The sequence below is a fragment of the Methanobrevibacter sp. genome (assembly GCF_045220775.1).
Classification (GTDB): domain Archaea; phylum Methanobacteriota; class Methanobacteria; order Methanobacteriales; family Methanobacteriaceae; genus Methanocatella.
Genome location: NZ_JBGUWC010000080.1, coordinates 1 through 12536, shown reverse-complemented (window position 1 = coordinate 12536; position 12536 = coordinate 1). Strand labels below are relative to the sequence as shown.

The following is a 12536-nucleotide window of genomic DNA, read 5'->3' as shown; positions in this document are numbered from 1 at the left end:
TTTAATGTTCCAAGTTTCGTTTCTATACAATGTATATTGATCCCTATATACACCCACATCCTGTGTAGCTATAATGATATCTCCGTTAATAGTGTAATTCCTATTAATGATATTATCATGGCCACCATAGACATATGTTTTATTGAAGTAGCCATTATAAGCGAGTATTTTATCAGCGCTGAAAGTTGATATTGTTTCCCCATCATATTTCAAGTAAACATTGAATTTGATTAAATGGTCCTGAGCGCCTGGCCATATGCTTTCCTCGGTTATTTCACGAATGGTTCTGTCAACCAGTGAAATGGTTGAAGTTCCATCATCAATTGTTCCAATATAGCTGTCCAATACTTCATCGGACTCATTGGAAACTAATTCAATAGTCAAATTGTCTATAGAAATTCCCATATTATTTATTAATTTAATTTCAAAGAAATTAGCAACTCCTGGATAGATACCTGAAGACCAGAAAGTACTTACACCATCAATGACAATTCTTGGCATTGAATTTTTAACAAAGAAGGATAAAGTGTTGTTGATGCCTAAAACGTCTACTGTAATTACTTCATTATCTGAAACGGTTGGATTATAAATTGAAGATAATTCATTATTAATAGTTGATTTATTAGGGTTGACTGTGCCTAAACCAGCATCAATAGCAATCGGCAAATCAAGCAAAGTGTTTACTACTTCGCCATTCTGATTATGGTTCAATGAAGTAGCAATAGTGACTGAATCGCCTACATGAACAATTTCCTGATTAATGGAAGTTTCCAATATCAGATATGAATTCACATTTCCGTTGGTATAATCCAGTGAGATAGGGCTTGAATCTTTATTTAAATTGTTGTTACCCCACCAATTATCATCTAATAGCGCTGTTGAAGCATTAGCAACTTGAACAGATGAAACGCCATCCAATAATGCAGAATTTCTAATTGTTAAACTGCCGTCCTTATATTGGTTAATTGATTTGCCCTTTTTTGTTTTATTTGCCAAGGTATTATTATAAAAAATCGAATTATCAATAATGACCGTATTATAAGAACAGATTGCAGCACCAGTTGACCAGCCCTTATTTAAAATTTTGTTGTTTTTAAAAATTGAATTTGAAATATTTAATAATATATTAGTATTTTCAGCGTTAATTGCTCCGCCTGCATACCATGCGGCATTATTATCAAAAGCGGATCCTTTAATGTTTGCTATTGAATATTTTAAGTTGATGGCTCCTCCGTAACTATTGCTATTTCCAGCTGTGTTATTAACAAACTTACAATTTTCAATGTTTAAAATTGTATTATTTGCCCAAATAACCCCTCCACGAGTATCGCTGGCATTTGAAACATCAGCATTAGCAAATATCAAATTGGATAAATTAACTGTGCATCCAACAATATTAAATATTCTAGCCATATTCTTTGCATCAATGACTACATTATCGCCATCACCAATAAGGGTCATATTTTTTGAAATTATTAAACCATTGACATCAATGTCATAAAGATAATTAATGCCTGAAGCCACATAAATGGTAGAATCATCTACTGCAATATCCAATGCGTGTGAAAGAGTTTTAATTGCACTAGACCAATTAACACCGTTATTAGTATCTAAACCACCAGTATAATTAACAAATAGAGTTCCTGCTTTTGGTTGAACATCAATGTCCAGCATAGTTTCAACACCAAAAACATCAACAGTTACTTTAGATTGACCAACATTTCCTGCAAGATAATTTGTTGTTGCAATCCCCCCAATAAGTTCAGTGCTTGAAATATCAAAATCCCCATTGGTAGTTGTGAATAACACTGGTATATATTTAGGAAGGCTATTTACATCAACTGTTTCATTATTTTGGTTTTTAGATAAATCAACAGTGATTGGGAGTTTATTACCGCTTTCTACACTATCGTTGGCTGAAATATTCAATGTCAAATAATTATCATGAGTAAATGTACCTTTGTCAACAAAACTGGTAAAATCGGGACTGTTAGTTGCCCAATAACAATAATTTAGAACAATAGTGGTAGCAGCATTAGAACCAAAGATTATTGAATTGTTTCCAGCATTATTTATAAAGAAGCAGTATGAACCGGTGATTTGTTTACTATTCGCAGTAGATAATGCACTTCCAGATTTTTCTGCATAATTGCTTACAAATACATTGCCTGTACCAAGACTGATACCATTTTGCCCGTGGATTGCTCCACCATAACCATACTTATCAAAAGCTTTATTGTCTTTAAATAAGTTATTGGTGCCAATATTGCATGCTGAATTGGCTCCTACATAAATTGCTCCACCACGGCTATTGGCTGAATTGTTAATGAATTTGCAGTCATTAATATTAGATAAGGAACCTTTTTGTTGAATTGCAATGGCTCCTCCGTTTGAATCACTTCTGTCATTTATAAAAGTAACATTATTAAGGTTAGATATTGATCCTTGATTTGAAAAGATTGCTCCTCCTCGTTGAGTAGCATAACAATTTGATATGATGGAATTGGACATTGTCAATTTCCCATAAGATGCCTCACCATTATCCTGAATATTAATAGCTCCACCATTAGTTGCGCTACCATCAGTTAAAGTTAAATTAGAGATTAATACTTCAGCATCTACACCAATATTAAAGATTCTTTTGTTATTATTTCCGGAAATTACTGAATTAACGCCTTGACCAACAATTGAAACTTTTTTGTTGATAGTGATACCGTCATTGCTGGTAGAGTCGCTTAAATAAGTTACTCCTTCTGCAATATAGATTACTCCATCATCATCAACAATTTCCAAGGATTTTTCTATTGTTTTAACTGCACTGTCCCAATCCTTTCCAGAATTGTCATCATTTCCATCAGCATAATTAACATAAATTTTTGAATTTAATTCATTTTCACCAGTTTTCAATTCATCCAAATCAGAATCTGCGGTTAAATCACTCTGATAAAGCTCGCCATATGCCTCCTGATTTGAATTGTCAATAGATATTTCATCAGCATTATCATTGAATGCCAAATCCACTGTAGAATCATCAAAATCAGCTGCACAAACATTTGATAATGATAACAATAATGAAAAAATCAAAAGTGTAAAAAATAAAAGTTTAAAATTGTTTTTCATGATTTCACCATTTAAATAATAAAAACAATTAGCTTTCAACCATAATCAGCTTGCCCGTTGAAGGGTCCTTATAGACTTTACCCATCTCCATATAGCCCTGACCTGAACTGTTGGAAGTGTCTGGTGTATCATTCAAGACCTGACCTTCTTCCACTTCAGTCACACTAGAAGATGAATCTTCAATAGCTTTCTGCTGTGGATTGTCCTGGAAAATCACGCTTTGCATGTTCCAGCTGATAACGACAAAAATCAATAATCCGACAGCTATAACAAGCATTGCATCAACAAGATTTGAAGTTCCGGCCATCGGATCTTCTTCGCCTTCAGAAAATCTATTCTTGCATTTTTTCCTAACCATGACCAAAACCTCCTATTGTTTCAATTTGTCAAGCAATGCATCGGCTAATGCATCCAAATTTGATAGATATTCCTCATACCATCTGCGCCTTACTTTGGATACGAAATATGCAACAGCACCTGCACCGATACCGACAACGGTTGTATCGAATGCAACGATGATAGCGCTGGCCAATGTATTTACGTCACCTGCGCCTAAGGCTGCAAGACCCGGACCCATAGGAATTAATGTACCCATCAACCCTAATGTAGGACCGATACGGGTGACAATGTCGGTTCTTTCAATCTTTTTTGCAAACTTGTTTTCTTCAAATTCTATTAATTTGCGTGCCAAAGTCTGCCTTGACTCATCTGTTAGAGAACTTGAACGTAAAATTTTAATTAGAATAATTTTTTGAGATTCATAAATCCTAGCATTTTTAATTATGTTCTTTATTTCCTCAAGTGAATTCGCATTTGAGATTGAATAAATTAATTTTTCAATCATATCGGAGGATATATTCTTTCTGGAAGTATATTCCGATACCAGACTTCCAAGAGTAAGTACCGCAAATATTGCAAAGATTATCAGGAATATGATTACGGGAATCTGCAAACTCTGTGAAATCATATTCAGACTAGATGTTAATATATCACTACCGGGAATTGTTGTTACCATATAATATCACCAATTAATCAAAACTACTATATTTTTTGGATATAATGCCGCCTATCAACATTATTACTAAGATTAGAATTAAAACAATTGACACATTATCCATTGAAGCGATTGTAATTGCATCCATTGGATTTTGAATCATTGCAGTAATGTTTGGAAGGAATAAAGCTGAAATCAAGAAATATATTCCTAAAAAGAACATAAAATTACCTAAAACGATAGGATAAGGTTTATCGATAAATCTGACAATGTAATTTGATGCGAAATAAGTGGCTACAATTGTTAAAACCAATGCGCCGGCAACATAGATGCTCAAATCAAATAAACCCAAACCAACGGTAGGTGCCACCAACATGATACTGACTATAATTGATCCAAAACAACATGGACATGGAGCAATAACAGCCATACATGTAGCTGCAGTTGTATTTCTTTCAAAAACCTTATATTCCCTGATTGTGAAAATGCCTGCCAAAATCATGATTGCAGCCATTATTAAAAAGAATTCAAAGTTATAAGTATAAATCAGATTAGTTATTTCCTCTGTGTAAAATGAAGAAATTTCAGTCAAAATTAAAACTCCACCACCATAGCCAATTGAAACCAATGCCAAATACTTTTTGGACATATTAGCCAGACCGGTTGCCAGTCCCAATTTGATTCCAAATATCAAAACAGCTGACAGTATCCCTAACTGCCACAACAAATTAATTACTTCCATCTAAAACACCTACATTTGTTCACTGAAAAGCTTGTCTAAATCAGTTATTTTTTCATCTTCATCTCTATTTCTGAAATAGCCGACTGCAATTACTCCTATTAAACATAAAACACCAAGAACTGCAATTATTGATAAACCAACTTCACTTGCAGATTGCTGAGTGATAGGATTTATTTCTATTGATTTTTTCACATTTGCATTGTCTGCATCATTGCTTACTTCACTTATTGATGATGCATCACCTTGATCATTAGGATTTCCAACAGCCTCGCTTTGGCCATTAGTTCCAACATTTGAAATAGTTTGACCATTTGATGGGTTTCCACTGGAAGAACCACTGTTTTGACTGCTGGATGAACTGTTAGAAATAACACCTGAATTCATAGAAGAACCATTGCCCGGATTAGGATTTGTAGCCTCATTATTGTTTTCCGGATTGTCAATGACCTGCTGATTGGAGTCTAAAAATACCGGATTGCGTGTTGCTTCATATAATTTAGGAAGCAATTGGGCTAAGATATCCGGGTTGACATATTGTATCGCCCATTGCATCATAGCAATGTTACCGCAACTACAGTCACAGCATGCAACACCATTTTGAACTGTGGCCTGAGCCCATGAGTTTGCGATATCCCTTATTGTAGCATCGCTTGCATCCCAATATCCTTCATGTATTGAAGTCAACATTGTACCGCTCATGGAAATAAATGAATATGCATTATTACCGCTCATCAGCCAATCTTTAACGCCTAAACCATATTTATCATTATAATAAGTATTATAAACCCTGTTCCATAAGTCATTTGAGACTGAACTAGGTCTTGTTACTTGCCAGCCGTATAAATTGCTGACAAATTTATTGGACATGTATCTAGCACCACTGTAACCCTCATTCATCATACCTTTAATCCATTCAGGGTTATCATATCTTGAAGCGATTTCCCTATACATTACCTCTTCAAGTGATGCGATATATGCATCATTCCTGTTTGCATACATCAATACATTCATTTTTGGAGTCTTTCCGGATACGTGCTCGACAGCCATGGAAAGACCTCCCCAATAATCGAAAAAGTCATCGTTATCTAAAACACCGTACTGATTTGTATTACGGCTTGTTACAATAGTATCTGAGTTGGATAATGCTCTTAGGAAAACTAATGGGTTAGTGTCACCCCAATAATTTTTGGAATACATGTTTCCCATTCTTCCCAAATAGAACTCCGCCAATTGGTCAGTATCATTCCAAGTCCATGACATAGAAACCAGTTTTGAAATACCTGCGCCGTAATCTCCATTCGGAGGTGCAAAAATACGGGTTATCGCACATTCACCAGCATATGATGAATTATATCCTATGCTTAAATAGTAGAGACAATCTTCAACCCAGTGCTTTGCAACATAGTTGTCATCCAAGGACTCCCGTTCAATACCATAATATCCGATGCCTTCCATGACAAAGTCAATAGCTTCTTTTAGTTCTTTTCCATATTCTCCATCCATTAAAGTCTTGTTTGAAGTTATTGTCCAATATGATCTGGCCAATGCGACTCTGAATGCATTATCCATAAGAATTGATTGAGAAGAATATAAATCCCTGAATAAACCACTAGTGATGACAGTTACATCAATACGTTTCTTATCCCATCCGTCTGGACGAACCAAGTCTTCCAATAAGACATATTGAGGCATTGATTTGGTCTTTTTACCCATTTCCTCATCATGTTCGTGATTGTCACTGAACCCGGCACTTGGAGAGTCTGTCCATACCGGTTTCATACCTAGCAAGTAAAGGACGGTAGCCACCAATGCACCGTCGTCCCTTGCAGTTTCAACACACCATATACCCATGATAACTTTCTCTGTTGTATCATTCAATCCTGATAAAGTTAAAAGGGCAAGGGTTTCTGCATAATTCCAAGCTTCTTCAGTAGGAAGCTCACGGGACTGATCCTGATACATATTCCTACCGGTAGGAAGAACGATTGGCTTAAGAATGATTTCCCCACCTTCACTGATTGGAATATATTTACCATTTAAACCGTCAATCATGGCATTCAATTCTGTAGAAATACTCTCATTGATTAGATTAATATATTTTTTACCTAAACTAAGGCAATAACGGAATTTTGAGCTACCAAATTTACTATTTTGGTCGATTAACTTATTGTATACTGCATCAACATCAGAATATATCAAATCTTTACAGATATCATATGATTTGTTTATTACAGCCTCCCTTTCAAGAGCAGACAAGCTATCATAACTTTTAGAATATAAAATATCTGACAATTCTTTAAATATGTTAGTTTCACCCTGATTATTCTCCAAATCAAAGTCATAAGATAGCATTGCAGTAACTGTACTTGCCAAATCATCCTCAGACCAATATTCCCCTAGCGCATGAAGACCTAAAGGATATAATGTGGATAATGTTGATTTGAGGAAACTATCTACTTTTTCAACCAGCACGTCAGAGCTCAAATTCAAAACTTCATCTTTAGTAAGGCCAAGATTTGTGGAATAATCCTGAGTTACGATTAAATCGCGTAACTGCTCTGCAAATTCTTCTTTTAAATCTTTATTATCAATATTAATATAATAATTCACTAAATTAGCTGCAACAGTTAAATTAGCGTATAAATGAGTATAAGACATTGGAGAAGTTAAATGAGAAATTAAAACAGCAAAACCTCTTCTTTTTGCTTGAATAGCTTCACCTAAACCGTCACTGATATAGAAGTATAATTGAGGAACATCCCCAACAACGATTGAACCATAATCTGTTGCGGACAAAAGAACTTCTTTACCCGGAAGCCATTCGTGGGTTGCGTGCCTTCCAACAAATACCATTGCATTGGAATGATATGTCTGCATATAGTAATAAGCGGCCAGATATTGGTGTGTCGGAGCAACAGCGGTACAGTGATAAAGGTTTTCTATGTCCGCTTCCCAACCTCTTTGAGGTTCCGGTGCAACAAATATATTTCCGAATGTCAAACCTGGAATAACAAAGTAATCTGTTCCGTTCCTATTGACTACCATCACTTCTCCAGGTGATTCACCCCAACCATTTAACCCTGAGACGTTTAATTGCTTAAACTCTTCATAATACTGTAGGAACAAATCATAATATTCCTCTGAAAAGGTATTTGTGTAATTTTTTAAAGAATTAACTATATTTTTTAATACTGCAGTAGTTTCATCTATATTTTCATCAGGAAGCAGCGCTGCAACTTGATTATACCAATCATCAATTGTATCTCCAATTGTTGCATTATACCTTAATTCGACTGCCCTTTTAGCAAGTTCGCCAATATATGCAACAGGACCTTCACGAACCTGAATCTTTACGATTTCATCCAAATTATTAAACCATTCGGTATATTCGCTGACAGGAAGCAATACCACACCGGATTGATTTGCTAATTTTTCAAGCTCGCCCGGCGCCCAAGTAGCTACATTTATACCGCATCTTATCATCATGTCCTCAAGTTCGGAAACGCTGGACGGCAACTCGCCAACGTCATAGCCTTCAGCTTTTAAGGTATAAAGTATGTTATAGATACTGGTAATAGTATCTAAATAACTTGATCCGATATTTTGCTTTCCAGGAGGATAGTTATAATAAATAATGGAAATAGCTTTCTGGGAGTTGAGTGTGTATTGCAAATCCACCCATGAATCAATCCTTTCAGTCAAAAGAGCGATATTTCGTTCATATGGAATATATGTAACGATTCTTGCTCCGGTCAAGTTTGAAATATAACCGTCAGCGCCACCAATGAATGTAGCATCTATTATTCCCTGTGCCTCTGCAATAGAAATGTGCCACCATTTGTCACTCTTTTCTGTTGTCAAACCGGTTGTACCCAATTCCCATTGCTCGTTTGAAACATAATCTGAATGGACTGCCCTAAATACAGGAACTCCCACTTCCTCAAAAAAGTCAATTGTGCGGGAAAAGTTTTCTCCACCTACGCCATATGCAACAACTGAAATGATTCCATCAACATAAATATCATAGTTGGAGGAATTCTCTATAAATCCTGAAATGTCATCTCCCGCGCTTGTAAAGGAGTTGACCATTACCCTTAATTGATCTGCAGTTCCACCAGCAGCAAATACCGGAATGACATTGTATCCTTTAGATTCCAAATATTCAATAATCTGATATGTAGGGTGCAACTGTTGAGATGAAATATACATTGTACTCTCTAGAATCCCAATAGTGCGTGTATTAGATGGATTGAAATAAGCTTCCATATATTCTGTTAGATTGAACCATTTATCCCTATAGATACCATACTGAGGGGAACCTGAAAAGTTTGGCTCATCATAATCTATGTTGAATCCAAAATAATTTAAAACATAAATGATTTGATTTTTTAGATTATCTTTATTATTAATGTCCTTATATAACACCATTTTATTAAATAATTCGCCAAATTTAGCCCCATCACTATCTAAAAAGCTTATAATATCATTGTATGAATTTCCTCTTTTTGTGCTTTGGAAATATGAAATTAAATCTTCAGTTGTGAAAGATGAAAAAATCTTTGTATAATTTAATGCAGAACTTCTGATTAAAGCAATTGAAGAAGAATCGGAATTCAAATTACCTGATGGCGGCTCCAATATAAGAAACAGCTCCTTATTTGATAAATCCGGGTACTTTTCTAATGTGCTTGTCAAAACCGCATCGACATCAGTGCTGACCCATTCGCCTATAAACCCGTCACAGGAAGTCAATAAATTGACAAATTCGGACTCGCTCATGTCTTTAACTTGAGCTCCGCTTCTAACAACTATATTGACATTTCCCTTTAACTCCGGATGTTCAGTGAATAAATCATTGCTGGCGGCATCCAATATGTTGGTTCCGGGATTATCACTTATAAAAAATAGAGTTACCTCGGACTGTTTTTCATTATTTGATGAAACGGAATATTGTATTTCATCACCGGATGAACATAAAGAGTCATCTTGGATAACCTCTTCAAAATTCGAATCATCAATTTCAACCACTTGATCTTGTTGGCTTAAAGCACTGGCTATATCGCTAGTATCATTGCAATCATCCTGAGCATATGCAATATTGAATGATAGAATAATCAATATAACAAATATTAACAAATGTGCGTATTTTTCTTTTTTAAGTAACATATAAACAACCAACAATTCAAAAATTTATTATGATAAATATTTTTGAATATTATTATTAATAAATATAATTAAAGTATTACTAAATGGGTCAAAATTAGATAAAAAGTAATAATTATTAAATTATTTTAAATTTTAAGAGAATTATTAACTGAAGTTTAGACTATACCTCAAATAATAATGACATTTACCCATCATAGATAACATTTATAATACTAATAAACTAAATATAATATAAGGTATAATTATGAAATTTGGAAAAGGTATTGTAAAAAAGTATTCCCGGGAATACAAAAGAACACTGAAAAACGGTGAAAAAAAGAAATACACAACCGAACAAATCCAAATTACCATCCCTAAAAATGAAGACATCTATGAAAATGAAGAAGAAGTCTTAATTATTCCTAATGATGAAATCAAAGTGTTAGAAAATATGGAAGAAGAAAATGTAACACTTAAAATTGATAATTATTTACATGTGAGGGAAGTGGAAGAATTGAGAAATGAACTAGAAGAAAAACAGGCTCCTTCTACTTTAGAATATGAAAAAGAAATTGAAAGACTAAAAAAGAAAATACAATCTTTAAATCAGTTTAATATTGATAACTTAAAGAAGGAAAATGATACAATCAAAGATAAGCATTCAAAATTAATTTTGGAAAATGAAAACCTAAAAACAAAATTCATCAATATTAAAACTGAAAACGAAAACTTGAAAACAAAATATTCTAGCATTAAAGAAGAAAATAAAAACCTGAAAACCAAATGTTCAAACTTAAAAAATGAACATATTTCCATCATGGAAAGCTTTAATCAAGTTTCATCAAAATATGATCAACTAAAACAGGAAAATCTCAATACAAAAACCAGTTATGCTGAAATTTTTGAGATGAACGAAGATTTAGAAAAAGATTATGATAATCTTCGCCTTGAATATAATGATTTAGTTGATAAATATAACGAATTGGGAGAAGAGTTATATAACCTAAAAACAGCTAGGTCTTATAATGACCACGTCGCTTCCAAAGTCAGAGAATTTATTTTAAAAAGTGGAAACTAAAGAGTTTTATAATCATCCTGAAATTCTGGATTCCATCTTTTGAGGCCTGGAATGAACATCGCTGTAATACCGGTGGCTTGTGTTTCAGGCAATCTCGGATTTTTTTCCATCATTTCTTTTGTTTTTCTTACAATCATTTCGTTTAGAGTTATATCTGGTTCTGTATATTCGCCATTTTGATAACAATCACGACAAAATTCAGGATTTAAACTTCCATCCTTGTTAGTGCCATAGTCTTCTTTTACAATCGGCCTACCACATGAATTGCAAAATCCCATAATAAAAACTCCTTTTAAAAAAAATAGAAAATAAATTAGAAATTAATCTAATTTACTTGTTCGTCTTCATCCATTGCAAGTCTCATATTATCTGGGTCAGGTGGGAAATGTGCCAAGAAGTCTTGAGCGGATCTTCTTACATCTCTTGAACCAATAATATATCTGCCTGCAATAATAATGTCTGCACCTTTTTCAATAGCTTCTTCAACATTATCAGGTTTAATTCCACCAGCTACTGCGACTAAACCGCCACCAATGATTTCTTTAATCTTTTTGATGTTACCCCATTCAGTCATTTCACTGATGTCTTCACCTTTTTCAGCCTTGTAGGTTTCTAAATCGACATTTCTGTGTAATAATACTATATCCGGTTTTAAATCGTCAGGTATTTGTGATAATTTTTCTTCAAAGTCTTTAACATTCATCATGTCAAGTATTGAGTAAATACCTTGTTTTTGGGTTTCATGAATAGCTTTCTTAATAGATTCAATAGTACCAAGACCAGAAATAGCAATTGCATCAGCAGTTTCATCTGCAGCCATTTTAACTTCAACACGACCAACGTCTAAAGTTTTTAAGTCTGCAATAATAAATGCGTCTGGGCGTAATTTTCTGATTTCGCCAACGACTCCAACACCGAATTTTTTAACGAGAGGAGTTCCTGCTTCGATAAGAACTCTTTCCTTATCTGGTAAATCATCAATGATTCTTGCCATTGCATCTAGGTTATCTAAGTCAAGTGCAACTTGTATATATGGTGGAGACCAAAGTTTTTGTACTCTGAATCCCATAATAGGATGAGTACCACGGTCTTTCTCTGCAAGTACTTTTTCGATTGATGGGTATCCGTCCATTGCTCTTCTAATTGCCAATTTTGTAGCTCCATAGTTATATTGATATATTTTTCTGAAATCTTTTGCAGAAGGATCAATAAATACGCTTACATTAATTACAATATCTTCAACAATATCTTTTGGAATATATCCATCTTCTACTGCATCTGCTACCGCTCTTGCAACAGCAGTTTGTGCAGGTCCAAATATTTTACTAGCATCTTCTAAATCAGCAACGCTTACTTTAGGAATAATTAAGGTAGCTGGTTTAGTCATTAAGTTTGGTCTGATTACACTTGTTAAAGGAGTGTGTCCAACAGATAAATTGGATAATCCATTAGCAAAA

8 protein-coding genes are annotated in these 12536 nt (G+C 34.3%); 1 reads left to right on the top strand and 7 read right to left on the bottom strand.

The features are described 5' to 3' along the window. The 5 genes from ACJROP_RS05080 to ACJROP_RS05060 all read right to left on the bottom strand — a co-directional run. Positions 1-3120: hypothetical protein (locus ACJROP_RS05080; RefSeq protein WP_406534404.1), on the bottom strand; the 3120-nt coding region annotated here is incomplete at its 3' end. A 28-nt stretch (positions 3121-3148) separates the two neighbouring features. After that, positions 3149-3478 carry a DUF2149 domain-containing protein gene (locus tag ACJROP_RS05075; RefSeq protein ID WP_406534403.1) on the bottom strand — a complete coding sequence of 110 codons (330 nt, stop codon included), beginning with the start codon at positions 3476-3478 and terminating at the stop codon, positions 3149-3151. A gap of 12 nt (positions 3479-3490) precedes the next feature. Continuing rightward, positions 3491-4135 (bottom strand): MotA/TolQ/ExbB proton channel family protein, encoded by a 645-nt coding sequence (locus ACJROP_RS05070; protein ID WP_406534402.1) that lies wholly within the window; start codon positions 4133-4135, stop codon positions 3491-3493. 13 nt (positions 4136-4148) lie between these two features. Next, positions 4149-4856: a DUF2162 domain-containing protein gene (locus tag ACJROP_RS05065; RefSeq protein WP_406534401.1), complete on the bottom strand. Its 708-nt coding sequence runs from the start codon at positions 4854-4856 to the stop codon at positions 4149-4151. A gap of 9 nt (positions 4857-4865) precedes the next feature. After that, positions 4866-10022: a cobaltochelatase subunit CobN gene (locus tag ACJROP_RS05060; RefSeq protein WP_406534400.1), complete on the bottom strand. Its 5157-nt coding sequence runs from the start codon at positions 10020-10022 to the stop codon at positions 4866-4868. A gap of 244 nt (positions 10023-10266) precedes the next feature. Between ACJROP_RS05060 and ACJROP_RS05055 the strand changes: the two genes are divergently transcribed. Further along, positions 10267-11079: a phosphoserine phosphatase gene (locus tag ACJROP_RS05055; RefSeq protein WP_406534399.1), complete on the top strand. Its 813-nt coding sequence runs from the start codon at positions 10267-10269 to the stop codon at positions 11077-11079. On the opposite strand, the gene ACJROP_RS05050 is transcribed toward ACJROP_RS05055, so the two are convergent. After that, a complete protein-coding gene (locus ACJROP_RS05050) occupies positions 11076-11357 on the bottom strand; it encodes a zinc ribbon domain-containing protein (protein WP_406534398.1) in 282 nt (93 codons plus the stop codon). The two genes, ACJROP_RS05055 and ACJROP_RS05050, sit on opposite strands and share 4 nt — an antisense overlap. Positions 11358-11404: 47 nt before the next feature. Continuing rightward, positions 11405-12536, bottom strand: a 1132-nt coding sequence (locus ACJROP_RS05045; RefSeq protein WP_406534397.1) for a bifunctional 5,6,7,8-tetrahydromethanopterin hydro-lyase/3-hexulose-6-phosphate synthase, incomplete at its 5' end; no start/stop codon positions are given.

Excerpts from the sequence above, each read along its gene's own strand:
- ACJROP_RS05075 (WP_406534403.1), bottom strand. The coding sequence starts at position 3,478 with ATGGTTAGGAAAAAATGCAAGAATAGATTTTCTGAAGGCGAAGAAGAT.
- ACJROP_RS05070 (WP_406534402.1), bottom strand. The coding sequence starts at position 4,135 with ATGGTAACAACAATTCCCGGTAGTGATATATTAACATCTAGTCTGAAT.
- ACJROP_RS05065 (WP_406534401.1), bottom strand. The coding sequence starts at position 4,856 with ATGGAAGTAATTAATTTGTTGTGGCAGTTAGGGATACTGTCAGCTGTT.
- ACJROP_RS05060 (WP_406534400.1), bottom strand. The coding sequence starts at position 10,022 with ATGTTACTTAAAAAAGAAAAATACGCACATTTGTTAATATTTGTTATA.
- ACJROP_RS05055 (WP_406534399.1), top strand. The coding sequence starts at position 10,267 with ATGAAATTTGGAAAAGGTATTGTAAAAAAGTATTCCCGGGAATACAAA.
- ACJROP_RS05050 (WP_406534398.1), bottom strand. The coding sequence starts at position 11,357 with ATGGGATTTTGCAATTCATGTGGTAGGCCGATTGTAAAAGAAGACTAT.